This is a genomic window from Paenibacillus sp. A3M_27_13 (assembly GCF_024213315.1).
GTDB lineage: Bacteria > Bacillota > Bacilli > Paenibacillales > Paenibacillaceae > Paenibacillus > Paenibacillus polymyxa_B.
In genome coordinates this window covers 334,807-350,509 of record NZ_JANAVE010000001.1, presented here as the reverse complement: position 1 = coordinate 350,509, position 15,703 = coordinate 334,807, and the positions used below count along the sequence as shown (strand labels likewise).

The window sequence follows — 15,703 nt, the reverse complement described above, 5'->3', positions numbered from 1 at the left end:
CATCTACCCCGCGTTCCTAGGCGAACGCGGGTTTTTTTTGTGCGATTAACCATTATAACGACAGTCGCATAACAATATATGAAGTCAACCGATGTAAAAAGGTGGGGAGGGAACAAGGATGAAAAACGGCGCTCGTTTCAAAGCTGTGGTGGCTGCGGCACTACTCGGATTACTGTTGCTCAGTGGGTGCACCCCTAAAGGAGGGGAGCAGACGATTGAGATCAGACTGGGCGAGGTAGCCCGTACGGTCTTTTATGCGCCGCAGTATGTAGCCTTGAGCCAGGGGATGTTTGCTCAGGAGGGACTGGATGTCCAACTCGCAACGATTCCCGGGGGTGACAAGGCGATGACGGCGTTATTGTCCAATCAGGCAGATATCGCGCTGATCGGCGCGGAAACATCTATTTATGTGTATCAGCAAGGAGCAGAGGACCCTATCATTAATTTTGCCCAACTGACACAGAAGGATGGTACCTTTTTATTTGCCCGTCAAACGCAGGATAGCTTTGAATGGGAAAAGCTGAAAGGACAAAACTTTTTGGGGCAACGCAAGGGCGGGATGCCGCAAATGTCACTTGAATTTACGCTTCGCAAACACGGCATTGATCCTCATAAGGATCTGAAGCTGATTCAAAATATTGATTTTGCTAATGTTGCCTCTGCTTTCGGCTCCGGTACAGGGGATTATGTGCAGCTGTTTGAGCCACAGGCATCTATTTTTGAAAAGGAAGGCCGTGGACGGGTAGTTGCCTCTATCGGTGTGGAGAGCGGCGAGTTGCCGTATACGGTATATATGGCTAAGCAAAGCTACCTGAACACAAATAGCGAGGCTGCACAGAAATTTACAAATGCTGTATATCGGGCACAACAGTGGATTGCTACGCATTCACCTGAACAGATTGCTGAAGCAATCACGCCCTATTTTAAAGATACAGATTTAGCTGTTTTGACGAGTAGTATCAAACGATATAAGGAACAGAGTACCTATGCTTTGAACCCGATGATTGAGGAAAAGGAATGGAAGAACTTACAGGATGTCATGACCTCGGCAGGGGAGCTTAAAAGTCCGGTTGTACTAGATAAGCTAGTGAACCCAAGCTTTGCACAACAAGCGATTTCATCAAACTCTACCGGGAATACTGAACCGCCTGTGAAAAAGAGCACAACTGAATCTACGGATGCAGGTGTCGGTGCTGGAGGTTCGTCATGATGGAGGAACGGAGTGGCCTCACTTCGGACGCGACCATCCCGATGGTGAGAATGGAGAAAGTGACGCATGTCTATGTAACGGATCGTGAAGCTTCGCTGGCGGTTGAGAATATTGATTTTTCTGTAGAGACAGGGGAGTTTGTCAGTTTGGTTGGTCCAAGCGGCTGCGGCAAAACGACGATCCTGTCCATGATCGCGGGGCTACTGCGTCCAGCGGCAGGCCAAGTCATGCTGCAAGGTCAGCCGGTAAGTGGTCCGAGTCCAGAGGTCGGTTACATGCTGCAGCAGGATTATCTGTTCCCGTGGCGGACGATAATGGATAACGCATTGTTGGGTTTGGAGCTAGGCAATAGAGTGGATGAAGCTGCGCGTGAGCGGACACGGCTGTTGCTGGAAGGCATGGGTCTAGGAGGGAAGGAGCATCTGCATCCGTCCCAGCTGTCTGGGGGAATGCGTCAGCGCGTGGCGCTGGTACGGACGCTGGCGACCAATCCGGGGCTGCTGCTGCTGGATGAGCCTTTCTCCGCGCTGGATTATCAAACCAAGCTACAGCTGGAAGATCTGATTGCGGAAACCTTGCGCGAGCGGAGAAAGACGGCTATTTTAGTCACACATGATTTGGCCGAGGCCATTGCGGTCAGTGACCGGATTATAGTGATGGGTCGAAATCCTGGTCATGTCCGACGTACCTTCGAGATTCCGGATTGCATCCGAAAAGCTCAGCCTTTTTATGCACGCGAGCAGCCGGGTTTTAATGAGCTTTTTCATGAAATATGGGGTGAACTGGAGGCTTCGGGAGCAAAGGAGTGAGTTAACGTATGAAGGACGAAGCGGATCAGCTTGAGCAACGTTGGATTCAAGGACTACATCAGGCGTATTTACGCAGCAGGCGTTCGCAGCGATGGTTAGTGACAGGTGTACAGACAGCTATTTTACTGCTTTTGTTTGTGCTATGGGAAATTGCAGGCCGTTTGAAGTGGATTGATGTACTGTTGTTCAGCTATCCGAGCAAAATTTTCACCCAGATCGGTAAGGATGCGGTCAGTGGTGAATTATGGGGACATGTAGGTGTCACCGTGGGAGAAACGATGGCGGGGTTTTTACTCGGTACACTGTTAGGTACGTTGCTGGCTGTACTTATTTGGTGGTCACCGTTTTTGTCGAGGGTGCTTGATCCCTATATGGTCGTGTTCAACAGTATGCCTAAGGTGGCGCTAGGTCCAATTTTTATCGTCATGTTTGGGGCGGGATTTACTGCTATCCTAATGACAACCCTCTCCATTACGGTCATTATTACGACACTAGTCGTATACAACAGCTTTCAGGAAGTTGATTCGAATCTGATCAAAGTGGTTCGTACGTTTGGCGGATCACGCCGGGATACGTTTCAAAAGGTGATTTTACCTGCATCCTTTCCTGCAATCGTCTCTACGCTGAAAGTGAATGTCGGTATGGCATGGGTTGGCGTGATAGTTGGTGAATTTCTGGTGGCCAAAAACGGCTTAGGCTATTTGATTATCTATGGTTTTCAGGTGTTCAATTTCACGCTGGTTATGTCCAGTTTGTTGATCATTGCTGTCGTAGCTACACTGATGTATCAGGCGGTCGTGTATGTGGAGCATCGTCTGCTTTCCGGTCGTCCTCATCGGTAATAATAAAATTTCTGAACATTTGTGTAAAACGTGAAAATAAAGTACCATGAAAATGAAATACTTAATATTTATGAAAATGTGGAAACAGATTTCATCTAGAGAGGACAGAATTTTTTCATGGGCTTTCGTACGATTAAAACGGCTATTGCCGCATTAATGGCCGTACTTATTGCGGAGGGTTTTGGCATTCATGGAGCCACCTCAGCAGGGCTTTTAGCGATTTTGGGGGTGGATGTCACACGCAAGAGAAGTCTCCGTACCATTTCGGCGAGATTTTTTGCATCCGTCGTGGGGCTTCTTTTTGCTTGTGTTTTGTTTGTGGTATTCGGATTTCATGATTGGGTACTAGCATTATATATTTTAACGGCGTTTCCAGTCATTGTACGGGTGGGCTTTAAAGAAGGGATCGTCACCGGCTCGGTCGTGGTTTTTCGTGTATTCAGCGGCGGCGTGATTGATATGGAGGTACTGCTGACCCAGCTAGCTCTGCTAGTGATTGGACTGGGTTCCGCGATGATTGTCAATTTAGCCTATATGCCGGGTTCTGATAATACAATGCAACAAATTCGGCAGGAAGTGGATCGGACATTTTCTGTTATATTCAGAAATATGGCCAATACGCTGCGTAGTCCAGCATACATATGGGATGGCAAGGAAGTTATTGAAGCGAACAGCGTGATAGCCAAAGGGGTCACTGAGGCGGGGCGTTCCTTGGAAAATCAGATGCTTCGTCCCCAAGAGGGCTGGAATGTGTATTTTTATATGCGAAAAGAGCAGCTGGATTCGATCCAAAACATGATGCAGTTGATCGCACAAATGTATCAGCATATGCCGCAGGCCAAGCTGCTGGCCGAGCTGTTCGACCAGCTTAGCAATGACGTTTTGGCTGGACATTATACGGGACAGACTGAGAAGCTGCTGGAGCAGGTTCGTGAAGAATTTAAAGCTATGGAGCTTCCCGCAACCCGGGAGGAATTTGAGATTCGTTCGGCATTATTGCAGCTTACACATGAGCTTCATCAGTATTTGAAAATTGCGAAAAAGGACAAGGCCCCTACTCCAGTGAAAAATTAGAGTAAAGGCCTTAAGCGGCTACTATCCATGACGGACAGTAGCCTTTTCTTGTTCAGTGATGGTAGAAGTCGGATGACTCAAAGTCCGTTTGTGCCGAATTCGGTCTGTGATCCATAAAACAGCGGTGATCAGGCAAGGGTACAGCATAGCCCACCCAACAAAGGGGAAAACGATCGCCGTAGAGATGAACGATATCCAACTAATGGAAACGCCCCAGCGACTACCACGCAGAAGCTTAATTCCTGCTGCACAACCGCCTAGATAGGTCAGAATAAAGGTGGCGTTCGGGAACTGGATCAGGTTAGTGAGTGAAACAGTACCACTACCGTACAACACCATAATGATCACGAAGCAGACGCTAAGAAAAGCAATGCCACCGATAGGGGTATGGAATCGTTGGGATAACATGCCCATCCAGCGAAAGGCCTGTCCTTGCCGGGATAAAGCATAAGCGACACGTGAAGCGGCACCAACATAAGCAATAATAGTAGCGGTACAAATAAAGATACCCGTCAAGCCTGCAATTATCGCGCCCCATGGCCCGATAGCCCGACTAATCACCCATACGAGCGAAGCATCCGAATCCCCTGCAAGGTAACTTTGTGTGCCCACAGTAGCCAGCGCAGTTAAGAAATAAAGCAAACCAACAATGACGGCTGCAATGGTCACGCCTTTAACGGCTGCTCTCTGGGGATTGGTGAATTCCTCTGACATATGGGACACAGCCTCCCAACCGATGAAGCACCAGAACAGAATCGCGGCCGCTTGACCGACAGGGAACCAGCCATGTGGAACAAACGGGGTGAAATGGACTGTTTCCATCTGAGGAAGTGCTGCGGCAATGGCGAATATGAGGACGGCAACGATAGCTATGACGACAGCGATCTGAATACGTCCCGCGACCTTCATGCCGATCCAGTTGATGATCAGGCCCACCGCCAACATAGCAGCGGCTAACATCATGCGGCTTTCATCTCCCCAGCCCATGGCTGCGGTCATATAGCCGGCTCCAGTGAGTGCGGCAACAGGTGCCCCAATCGGAACCGACATGAGAAAAAACCACCCGATATAAGCACCAGCACGTGGTGAAAAGGCCAACGTGACAAAATGCGATACCCCTCCCGCATTCGGAAATTTGGCGGATAGAAGACCCATGGAAAGTGCCATTGGCAGGATGAGCAGGGTCATAAAGCCCCATGCCAGCAGCGATGCCGGTCCCGCCATTTGGGCGGCAAGTCCAGGCACAATCAATATCCCTGAACCCAGTACAGCTCCGATATAGAGTGCAATGGCCTGTGGAAGACCAATGGTGGATTGAAGTTTACTTTCATTTGTCATGCAGAAAAGCCTTCTTTCTCTTGTTATTTTCTCCAGCTTATCAGATAATCAATCTATCGGAAAAACGGAATATAACGATTGCTTGCATCGGAAAAACCGATTGAAGGAGCGGATTATGGAATCGCGGCATTTGTTTACCTTTTTAACTGTAGTTGAGGCAGGCAGTTTTACGCGAGCAGCGCGTATACTGGATTATGCACAGTCGAGTATCACTGCTCAAATTCAAACGCTGGAGGCAGAGTTGGGTACGCCGCTTTTTGATCGCATTGGCAAGAAAATCATGCTGACGGATGCTGGACGACGTTTGCTGCCCTATGCGCAGGAAATTTCCAAGATGCATGCTATGGCCAAGGATGCGCTTCGTTCAGAAACGGAATTGGCAGGCACGCTGAAAATAGGAGCACCAGAGTCTCTGGCCGCTTTTCGTCTGCCGAGTCTGATCCGTGAGTACAGAGAACGGTATCCGAAGGTTAAAATTGTCCTTAAACCCGGCGAATGCTGGGAATTACGCGATTTGATCCGCTCCGGTGAGCTGGATTTGGCTTTTTTGCTTCAGCCTGAGACGGAGGATAGAGAACTGAATGTCACCACGCTTATTCATGAGCCGATGGCCTTGGTTGCTCCACTTAAGCATTCGCTGGTTACCTATACCCGGGTAGATCCTGCTGACTTGAAAGACGAAACCATTTTGCATACGGAGGCAGGATGTACGTACCGTATCCTTTTTGAGCAGTATTTGAATAAACACGGTATTTTTTCAGACCCTAGCCTGGAATTTTGGAGTATTGAAGCCATCAAGCAGTGTGTCATGGCTGGATTGGGTATTGCGCTGCTTCCGCTGGTAACGGTACAAAACGAGCTGCGAGAAGGTAAAATGGCGCGTTTAGCCTGGGATGACAGTGAACAGCAGGTGGCTACTCAGGTCGCCTATCACACGAAAAAGTGGAAATCCCCGGCTCTTAGTGAATTTTTACAGATCGTTGAGCAGCATGTAACACATTGGCGTGCATGAGTTCAAGCCATCGCGGCATATGCTTATACAAATAATATTTTTTCCTTTTCGCCTATTCACTCAACATTCGCCCACAACCTGCATACATATGTATGGAATGATTGATTGTATGGAGGAGGTTCAAGAATGGCATTAAGTCATAAAAATCGTAGAGAGATTATTACCAAAGCGATCTGTGGTAAAGGTCGCAGATTCTCTACCGTAACCCATACCGTAACTCCGCCGAATAATCCGACGAGCATTTTAGGGGCATGGATTATTAACCACCAGTATGAAGCTGTGGCGGCGGGGGACGGCATTGAGGTCGTCGGGACGTATGATATCAATATTTGGTACTCATACGATAAAAACTCGCAGACCGATGTGGCCAAGGAAACGGTGTCGTACGTGGAAAATGTGCCGCTCTCGTATCTTGATCCGAAGCACCGGGCGTCTACAGTGGAAGTATCCGCCGAAGCTACACAGGAGCCGAGTTGCGTCGAGGCCAGTGTGTCTTCTGGAGGTGGCAGCGTAATGATCCGGGTCGAGCGGGAATTTGCGGTGGAGCTGGTGGCGGAAACGAAGATTGTTGTAGAAGTATTCCCGAATGGTAGCAGCGATGATTTTGACAAAGACTTTGATTTTGGAGCGGAAGAGGGGGACTATGAGGAGCTCGACCCCGACCTCATTGACGACGAGCTCTGACAGAAGTAACCAAAAAGAGGGCCTCTTTACTCTTTGCGCCGGCTGATTCTGCGCAGGGGGCAAAGGCCCTCCTTTTTTGTTATTGTGGGTTGAAATCCGTACGTAGTCCGTAGGGGGGAATATGATGCAGCAGCCGGGACAGGCGCTCATACGCTTCAGACAGATGCCAAATGATGAAAAAAAGCGTAGACTGGAGCGTTCAGGCATAGCGGTGCAGTGGATGGATAGCAGTATAGCAGATTTTGCGATAGGCTACGCGGTGCAAATCCATCTACTGCGAGTGTTGGAAATTCGTAGACGTGCCATCGAAGGCCCTTCCAAAGTCCGCGCATACGATCTGTCTGAACTGGATCAACATTCACCGCTCTATGTCCGGATGGAGCGGCTGGCTGTACGAGCGTTGTACACACTGGGTTTGGACAGTGGTGAGGTGGTACTGACGCCGCTGGGGGAGCGCAGCTGTCAGGTGCGCGAAATCTCGGCACAGCCATGGCTGAACGATGGACGTTTGGCCACATTATATGAAATTGCTGCGCGCGAAGGGGATGTTGAGAGTGAGAATCTTTCAGCGCAACGAGGAAGAGATCGACTGCTCATCGGAATGGACCCTGAATTTGTGCTGGTTCGTATGCCCGAGGGACGGGTCGTTCCGGCCTCAAGATATTTGGGTCGTCTCGGCATAGCCGGCTGCGATGCTGTTACTCGTCGAGGACGAACACTGTATCCAGTCGCTGAGCTTCGCCCTGCGCCGAGTGGAGATCCGGCCCATCTGCTGAAGCACCTGCGTCAAGCTTTTGCAACAGCAGCCCGGCGCATTGCCGACCGCACACTCATCTGGCAGGCAGGGGGGATGCCGCAACCGGGTTTTCCGCTGGGCGGACATCTGCATTTCAGCGGGGTTTCGCTAAACGGTGCCTTGCTTCGGGCACTAGATAACTATTTGGCACTGCCTTTGGCGCTACTGGAAGACAAGCGTGCGGCTCGACGCAGACCGCATTATGGCAATTTAGGTGATTTTCGCCGTCAGTCGTATGGAGGCTTTGAATATCGTACACTGCCCAGTTTTCTTATCTCGCCACAGCTGGCGAAAGGTGTGATTGGAATGGCGTTTCTCATTGCCTCTCAATATCCGCGTTTGCAACGTAGGCCGCTGGGTGAGGAGGAGGCTCACAGAGCCTTTTATGAAGGAAATCAACTTGTCCTTAAGGAGTATATGGAACCTCTTATTTTGGACATGGTTTCACTGGAAATATACTCGCAATATGAAGCTTATGTAGCGCCATTGCTGGACAGCCTCCGCAAGGGGAAACAGTGGGATGAATCACGGGATTTGCGCCCGTATTGGAAGCTTACGTAAAATCAAGTGTCGACACCAGGAATGGTTTCATGTTATCGACTGTCATTTTTGATATAATGAGAGATAATTATAAGTTTAAACGGAACAAAGTGTGGGGGTTAGTAAACGGTATGTCCAAATATACACCGATGATTGAGCAGTATTTATCCATAAAAGAGCAGGCTAAAGATGCATTTTTGTTTTTCCGCCTGGGAGATTTTTACGAGATGTTTTTCGATGATGCAATTCTTGCATCCAAGGAGCTGGAAATTACACTTACGGGTCGTGAGGGTGGCGCCACGGAAAAAATTCCGATGTGCGGCGTGCCTTATCATTCAGCGGAAAATTACATACAGCGCCTCATTGAGAAGGGTTATAAAGTGGCCATCTGTGAGCAAATGGAGGAAGCCTCAGCTACGAAGGGGATGGTGCGGCGGGATATTGTCCGCGTTGTGACCCCGGGTACGGTAATGGAAGGCAAGGTGCTGGGTGACAAATCCAACAACTATATGGTATGTGTCACAGAGACGGACGGGATGCTGGCACTTGCGGCGTGCGACTTGTCAACAGGTGAATTGTATGTGACCTCTGTGCCTGATTCGAAAGAATGGCTACTAGATGAAATTAACATTTATGAGCCTTCCGAAATGTTGGGGGATGGTCATCTGCTCGATTTTGTGACAGCCCGTATGTCCCCCGTTGGACGGCGCGTTGTGTATACGGCTTGGGACAAATCCAAGGATGATCTGGTTCGGGATCAATTTGGCGAAGCCACATGGGCAAGGCTTACGGAGGAACGTAGACGGTGCGTATCGCGCCTGATTTCCTATTTGAATGAAACGCAAAAAAGATCGTTAGGCCAATTGACCCAAATCTCGGTATATGAGCCAAACCATTTTATGATTCTGGATCCATTTACCCGCAGGAATCTGGAACTGGTGGAGACGGTACGTGAACGCTCAAAGAAAGGCTCGCTGCTGTGGCTGTTGGATCGCACAGAGACTTCCATGGGAGCGCGTCTGTTGCGTCGTTGGATTGACAAGCCGTTGTTGAGCATCAGTCTTATTGAGGAGCGCTTGGAGGCGGTGGACAAGCTATACCACCAATTTATTTTCCGAGAGGATGTACGTGCTCAGCTTAAAGAGATTTACGATCTGGAGCGTCTAGTTGGGCGGATCGCCTTTGGTAGTGCTAATGCACGTGATCTGATCGCTCTCAAGCTGTCGCTGGCCCGAATTCCGTCTTTACGCGAATTGTGCGCTGAATCTCCTTCGAAGACGCTGAGACGAATTGCACAAACGCTGGATAGCTGTACAGACCTGTGTGCGTTGATTGAGGAAGCGGTGGCGGATGAACCGCCGATTTCCGTAAGGGATGGAGGTCTTATTAAGGAAGGCTACCATCAGCGTCTGGACGAACTGCGCGAGGCGAGTGTGAACGGTAAGCGTTGGATCGCTGAGCTAGAGGCCAAGGAACGTGCAGCAACCGGCATTCGGTCACTTAAGATTGGATACAACAAAGTATTTGGTTATTATATCGAGGTGACCAAATCCAATTTGGCTTCATTACCAGAAGGTCGATATGAACGCAAACAGACGTTGGCGAATGCGGAACGGTATATTACACCGGAGTTGAAGGAAAAGGAATCTCTAATTCTGGAAGCCGAGGATAAAATGGTTGATCTGGAGTACACGCTTTTCTCCGAGCTTCGCAGTAAACTGAACGCTGAAATTCCACGTTTGCAAAAGCTGGCAGAACAAGTGGCTGAAATTGACGTGTATCAGTCGCTGGCTTCGGTTAGCTCGGAACGGGGATTCGTGAAACCTGAGCTGACTACAGGATATGATTTCGTAGTGGAGCAGGGTCGCCATCCCGTGGTGGAAGCTGTAATGAAAGATGGCGGTTTTATCGCAAACAGCACGGTGTTGGAGGAAGCCGATGCGCATATTCTACTTATCACTGGGCCGAACATGGCTGGGAAAAGTACGTATATGCGTCAGGTTGCGCTTATTGCGATTATGGCTCAAATTGGCTGCTTTGTCCCTGCTGCACGTGCCAAGGTGCCAATGCTGGATCGCATTTTCACACGGATCGGCGCGGCGGATGATCTCATCGGCGGGCAGAGTACGTTTATGGTCGAAATGGCAGATATCCAAGTAATGACGGACAAGGCAACTCCGCGAAGCTTGATCATTATTGATGAACTGGGACGAGGTACGTCCACCAGTGAAGGAATGGCAATTGCACAGGCAGTCATCGAATTTGTCCATGACACGATTGGCTGTAAGGCGCTGGTATCCACGCATTTCCATGAGCTGGCACATTTGGAGCAAGGCCTGTCTTCGCTGCGAAATTACTCTATGGCCGTGCAGGAAAGCGGCGACAAGGTGAATTTCTTGCGCAAGCTCATACCGGGAGCGGCTAGCAGTAGCTATGGTATTTATTGTGCTCGGCTTGCAGGTTTGCCCAATAACATTATTGAGCGAGCGAATGGACTGCTGAATGGTTTTGAACAGGCAGCGGCTCAAGTAACGGCAGGTACCGAGACAGTAGTAGGAGGGAAGGAAGGGACTGATCTTCGTACAGTTTCAGGGACAGAAGATATTTCTTCTTTGACCGAATATAATTCAGGCCAGACATTGCGAGAAAGCGGAGAAACTGCATCATCAGCTCAGTCTTTATCACAGCAGGCCACCCTGGTAAAAGAAGATACTCTGCAGACGGTGGAAACTTCCAGCACGTTGGAGCAAGGAGCAACCGAAGTGGTACAGCTGTCCATTTTCGGAGAGCAGGAGCTTGCCGCCTCCAAGCCACACGCAGAGACAGTAGAGGCTAATCCGATTGTGCGCCAAATTTTGCGCAAGGTGAAAAATGCTGATGTCATGAATATGACTCCTTTACAGGCAATGCAGCTATTAAATGATCTTAAAAACAAGGCCAATGGCCTGTAGTTAAAATAAGTGACATTATTCTTATTTTTCATCACACTTTGAAGTCAGGAGGAGGTTAAAAGGATGTCTAAAATTCGGGTACTGGATGAACATATTGCGAACCAGATTGCTGCCGGTGAGGTCGTGGAACGTCCAGCCTCCGTCGTGAAGGAGCTGGTGGAAAATGCGATTGATGCAGGCGGTACGCGGGTGGACGTATGGGTAGAAGAGGGCGGCCTGCAAAGTATCCGGGTGACGGATAATGGAAGTGGCATTGAGCCTGAAGATGTGGAGACGGCATTCTATCGGCACGCGACAAGCAAAATTGGACATGGTCGCGACCTGTTTCAGATCACAAGTCTCGGCTTCCGAGGAGAGGCGTTGCCAAGTATTGCGGCTGTATCGAAAGTAGAGTTGCTTACAGCAGCCGGAGATGACGGACGTGCCCGTAAATTAGTGATTGAGGGCGGTAAGCTGTTGCTTCACGAGGATGCTGCTAGTAGACAAGGGACGGATTTTACCGTACGGGAGCTGTTTTATAATACACCTGCACGGCTGAAATATATGAAAACAATCCAGACCGAGCTGGGACACATTTCGGATGTATTGTATCGAATGGCGCTTTCGCATCCAGAAGTAGCCTTCACATTGCGGCATAATGGCAATACATTGCTGCAAACGCTGGGTAATGGTGATTTGCTGCAGGTGATTGCCGCTATTTACGGAACTTCTGCGGCGAAATCCATGCTGCTGCTGGAAGGAGAGAGCCTCGATTACCGAATTAGCGGCTATGTCAGCCGTCCAGAGTGGACGAGATCAAATCGAAATGCGATCTCTACGGTAGTGAATGGACGTTTTGTGCGAAGCTACGGGCTTAATCAGGCGTTGCTCAAGGCGTATCATACCTTGTTGCCGATCAATCGTTTTCCGCTGGCTGTGATCCAACTGGAAATGCATCCTTCTTTGGTGGATGTTAACGTTCATCCTGCCAAGCTGGAGGTAAGGTTCAGCAAAGAAGCTGAACTGTTTCAGTTGGTTGAAGATTCGGTAAAAGCTGTTTTAGGGCAGCAAGTGCTGATTCCGAAGGCAGTCAAGCGCGAGATCGGTGGCAAGGACAGTGGCTCGTTTGTGCAGGAGCAGTTTCACTTCTCGAAGGGAAATGGTGCGGAAGGGGATACTCCTTCCCGCAAAGACCGGGGGGGAGCACTGCCACTTTCCGTGACTTCGCCGGAGAGCCAGGAACCGCGCCAATCCAATTACTTGAACAGGAACGAAGAGAATAACAAAGGTAGCCAGGAGCGTGAGCAACGTCCGAGCAGGGATAGCCTCTCAGCCATTGGACGGGCAAACAACCTTTCAGGTAAAAGTATTAGTGATGATGAACTGGATGCAGATTTTGTAGAAGAAAACAGCGGGAATGAAGTTAGAGGGGACGTGCCGCTCCCTGATGGGGCGACTGTACAGTCGTCCGAAGGAGATAATGCCGCAATAGGCATATCTTCCTTATACAGTGGAGGGATACAGGAAACGGCTGCTTCTGCTGCTTACCCATCTTCTATGCCGCCGATTGCAGGACACACTACGGATTCCCGTCATTTCGCAGATCAGAAGCCGCGCCAGCAACGTCTAGATGCCGAGCAATTGGCAGCGGTATCGGGAGAAGTTCCAGAGTTGCCCACTTTTCCTGAACTGAATTTAATCGGTCAGCACCATGGGACATATCTGATTGCGCAGAACGACCAGGGCTTGTATTTAATTGATCAACATGCCGCGCATGAACGGGTGAATTATGAATTTTATTATGAAAAATTCGGCAATCCTGCGTCAGTATCGCAGGAACTGCTATTGCCAATTACACTGGATTTTACGCCTTCCGAGACGGAAAAGTTGAAATCAAGGCTGCACTGGTTTGAACAGGCAGGGGTGTATTTGGAGCATTTTGGCGGTCAAACCTTCCGTGTCAGCTCTTACCCGTACTGGCTTCCCCAAGGGGAAGAAGCGGATGTCATTGAGGAAATGGCCGGATGGGTGCTGGAGGAAAGAGCCATTGATCTTGCTAAGCTGCGGGAAGCAGCCTCAATCATGTGCTCCTGCCGGGCTTCGATTAAAGCAAACCAGAAGCTGACTGACCGACAGGCTATCGTGCTGCTAGAGCGTTTGGCAGCGTGCAAACAACCATATACTTGCCCTCATGGGCGACCTATTGTGGTTTCCTTTTCCACATATGATTTAGAGAAGCTGTTCAAAAGAGTAATGTAAGGGAGTATATATATGTTGCAGGATCGGGAAAACCGTGAAGAAGAAGAGCGGTCGAGGCTACGGGAGAAGCAAGTCGAATTACTGGTCACGACAGGGGATTCCCCCTCGGCAGAGGTTATGGAGCGAGCGAAGCTGCTTGCAGCCGAGTTAGGGGTGCTGTATGCCCCTCGTCGTGGCATATCGGTAGCTAAGCTAATTGCGGCTCACAGAGTCCGTCAAGCGTTGGTTCTGGTGCAGGGCGGAGTGAGGCTGATTAGTCCAGAACAATCACCGATGGTTTTTCACCCGAGTATGGGCTTCATTCGCGCCAAACGAGTATTAAAGGGTGAACCTGACCCGATGTTGACGGCTGCCCGGATCGTCCCGGGTGATATTGTGCTGGATTGCACCGCAGGACTTGGTACGGATTCTCTTCTATTTTCAATTGGAACTGGAAGCTCTGGACAAGTCACGGCTGTGGAGAGTTCTTTCCCCGTCTATGCTTTAATCAAGGATGGAATGAGGCATTACCGTTCCGGCAACGCTGAAGTAGATCAGGCCTTTTCCAACATTGACGTTCGTTTTGGTCATCATTTGGACTATTTGCGTAGTTTGCCGGATCGCAGTATAGATATTATTTACTTTGACCCTATGTTCCGTGATCCGTTGCTCGATTCCAGCGCAATCGGTCCATTGAGAGGGTTGGCTAACCCAGACGCGTTGAGTGAGGAAAGTATTATTCATGCGAAACGGATTGCACGAAAAACAATTATATTAAAAGAAAAACGGGGTAGCGGGGAATTTGCCCGCCTCGGCTTCCGTGTGGAGCAGCGGGGCACAACGAAAACAGTGTACGGAGTGATTGATATTGACAGTGGCACCTAAGCCTAAACTACTTGTTCTTGTTGGCCCGACTGCGGTTGGCAAGACGAAACTAAGCATCGAGATGGCTCGACAATTTGACGCAGAAATTATTTCCGGGGATTCCATGCAGGTATACCGTCGTATGGACGTTGGAACCGCCAAAATTTCCGAACAGGAAATGGAAGGAATCAAGCACCATTTAATTGATATTCATGAGCCTGAATACCCATATTCAGTAGCCCAATTTCAGGAAGACTGTCGTCGTCTCATACCTGATATTCAATCTAGAGGAAAGCTACCGTTTATCGTAGGCGGAACAGGTTTATATGTAGAATCAGTCTGCTATGAATACCAGTTTTCCGAGGTAGGGGCTGACGAAGCTTTTCGTCAGGAACAGCTTGACTATGCCGAACAGTTTGGAGCTGAGGCGCTTCATGCGCGACTACAGGCGGTTGATCCCGAAAGTGCACTTCGTTTGCATCCTAATGATCGTCGTCGTGTCGTTCGGGCACTCGAAATTTACCATGTTAGCGGAACGACACTTAGCTCTCAACTTGCCAGTCAAAAAAAGGAATCTCCCTACCAACTCTGCATTGTAGGTTTGACAATGGATAGGCAAATGCTATATAAACGTATTGAAGACCGAATTGACGGGATGCTCGATCAAGGGCTTGTTGCTGAGGTAACCTCCTTAATGGAACGGGGAGTGCGAAGCGATGCCATCTCCATGCAAGGTCTAGGCTATAAAGAGATATCCTCCTACCTGCGGGGAGAAGTGTCTTTGGAAGAGGCGGTGACTTGGCTAAAACGGGATACGCGTCATTTTGCGAAGCGACAGCTCTCGTGGTTTCGCCATATGAAGGATATCCAGTGGGTAGATGTCACTGATTTCGGAAATTTTTCTGCTCATGCAGCCCGAATACACGAAATTATAGCAGGAAAGTTCCGGACAGACCTTGAATATACTTCAAAACAATCCAAATGATTATTGGGGGTACGGCTAAAATGAACAAGTCCATTAATATCCAAGATACGTTTCTGAATCAATTGCGCAAGGATTCTATACCTGTAACGGTATACCTCATCAATGGATTTCAGGTGCGAGGGACGATTAAAGCATTTGACAATTTTACGATTGTTATCGACTCGGATGGAAAGCAACAGCTGATTTACAAGCATGCCATCTCCACCTTTACACCGCAACGCAATGTATCGCTTGTACAGCAACAGGATAACGCTAGCGATAACTGATTACGGCTTGACGGTCGCCCGGGTTCATGAAACTTTTCAGGCGCCCGTCTCGTCTAACTGTATAGGAATGTGACCGGGAGCAACCTGATCAGGGTTGTTCTTTTCATTCCGTTTA

The 15,703-nt window shown here is 49.2% G+C and carries 13 protein-coding genes; 12 read left to right on the top strand and 1 reads right to left on the bottom strand.

Going from position 1 to position 15,703, the window contains the following annotated elements; all coding sequences use genetic code 11:
- Positions 1-118: 118 nt before the first annotated feature.
- The 4 genes from NLX82_RS01605 (at position 119) to NLX82_RS01590 (ending at position 3,935) form a co-directional block, all read left to right on the top strand.
- Positions 119-1,210: an ABC transporter substrate-binding protein gene (locus NLX82_RS01605; RefSeq protein WP_023989053.1), complete on the top strand. Its 1,092-nt coding sequence runs from the start codon at positions 119-121 to the stop codon at positions 1,208-1,210.
- Positions 1,207-2,019 (top strand): ABC transporter ATP-binding protein, encoded by an 813-nt coding sequence (locus NLX82_RS01600; RefSeq protein ID WP_023989052.1) that lies wholly within the window; start codon positions 1,207-1,209, stop codon positions 2,017-2,019. Before NLX82_RS01605 ends, NLX82_RS01600 begins: the two co-directional genes overlap by 4 nt.
- Positions 2,020-2,027: 8 nt before the next feature.
- Positions 2,028-2,861 (top strand): ABC transporter permease, encoded by an 834-nt coding sequence (locus tag NLX82_RS01595; protein ID WP_013310592.1) that lies wholly within the window; start codon positions 2,028-2,030, stop codon positions 2,859-2,861.
- A 117-nt stretch (positions 2,862-2,978) separates the two neighbouring features.
- On the top strand, positions 2,979-3,935 hold the full coding sequence (locus NLX82_RS01590; protein ID WP_023989050.1) for an aromatic acid exporter family protein: 957 nt from the start codon (positions 2,979-2,981) through the stop codon (positions 3,933-3,935).
- A gap of 21 nt (positions 3,936-3,956) precedes the next feature.
- On the opposite strand, the gene NLX82_RS01585 is transcribed toward NLX82_RS01590, so the two are convergent.
- Positions 3,957-5,273: an amino acid permease gene (locus NLX82_RS01585; protein WP_069080287.1), complete on the bottom strand. Its 1,317-nt coding sequence runs from the start codon at positions 5,271-5,273 to the stop codon at positions 3,957-3,959.
- Between the two features lie 115 nt (positions 5,274-5,388).
- On the opposite strand from NLX82_RS01585, the gene NLX82_RS01580 reads away from it, so the two are divergent.
- From NLX82_RS01580 to hfq, 8 genes are all read left to right on the top strand, one after another.
- Positions 5,389-6,285 carry a LysR family transcriptional regulator gene (locus NLX82_RS01580; RefSeq protein WP_076159370.1) on the top strand — a complete coding sequence of 299 codons (897 nt, stop codon included), beginning with the start codon at positions 5,389-5,391 and terminating at the stop codon, positions 6,283-6,285.
- A 126-nt stretch (positions 6,286-6,411) separates the two neighbouring features.
- Positions 6,412-6,969, top strand: a complete 558-nt coding sequence (locus NLX82_RS01575; protein WP_013310588.1) for an outer spore coat protein CotE — start codon at positions 6,412-6,414, stop codon at positions 6,967-6,969.
- A 121-nt stretch (positions 6,970-7,090) separates the two neighbouring features.
- The gene (locus tag NLX82_RS01570; protein ID WP_076159222.1) at positions 7,091-8,326 is read left to right on the top strand and encodes a putative amidoligase domain-containing protein; all 1,236 of its coding nucleotides are present in this window, start codon (positions 7,091-7,093) and stop codon (positions 8,324-8,326) included.
- Between the two features lie 110 nt (positions 8,327-8,436).
- Positions 8,437-11,256 carry a DNA mismatch repair protein MutS gene (mutS, locus tag NLX82_RS01565; RefSeq protein WP_254347430.1) on the top strand — a complete coding sequence of 940 codons (2,820 nt, stop codon included), beginning with the start codon at positions 8,437-8,439 and terminating at the stop codon, positions 11,254-11,256.
- 63 nt (positions 11,257-11,319) lie between these two features.
- Positions 11,320-13,494, top strand: coding sequence for a DNA mismatch repair endonuclease MutL (mutL, locus tag NLX82_RS01560; RefSeq protein ID WP_068942656.1), 2,175 nt, complete (start codon positions 11,320-11,322; stop codon positions 13,492-13,494).
- A 12-nt stretch (positions 13,495-13,506) separates the two neighbouring features.
- A complete protein-coding gene (locus tag NLX82_RS01555) occupies positions 13,507-14,358 on the top strand; it encodes a class I SAM-dependent methyltransferase (protein ID WP_068942654.1) in 852 nt (283 codons plus the stop codon).
- On the top strand, positions 14,342-15,322 hold the full coding sequence (gene miaA / locus NLX82_RS01550) for a tRNA (adenosine(37)-N6)-dimethylallyltransferase MiaA (RefSeq protein WP_023989044.1): 981 nt from the start codon (positions 14,342-14,344) through the stop codon (positions 15,320-15,322). The genes NLX82_RS01555 and miaA overlap by 17 nt, the downstream gene beginning before the upstream one ends.
- A 20-nt stretch (positions 15,323-15,342) precedes the next feature.
- A complete protein-coding gene (gene hfq, locus NLX82_RS01545) occupies positions 15,343-15,588 on the top strand; it encodes an RNA chaperone Hfq (protein WP_023989043.1) in 246 nt (81 codons plus the stop codon).
- Positions 15,589-15,703: the final 115 nt, after the last annotated feature.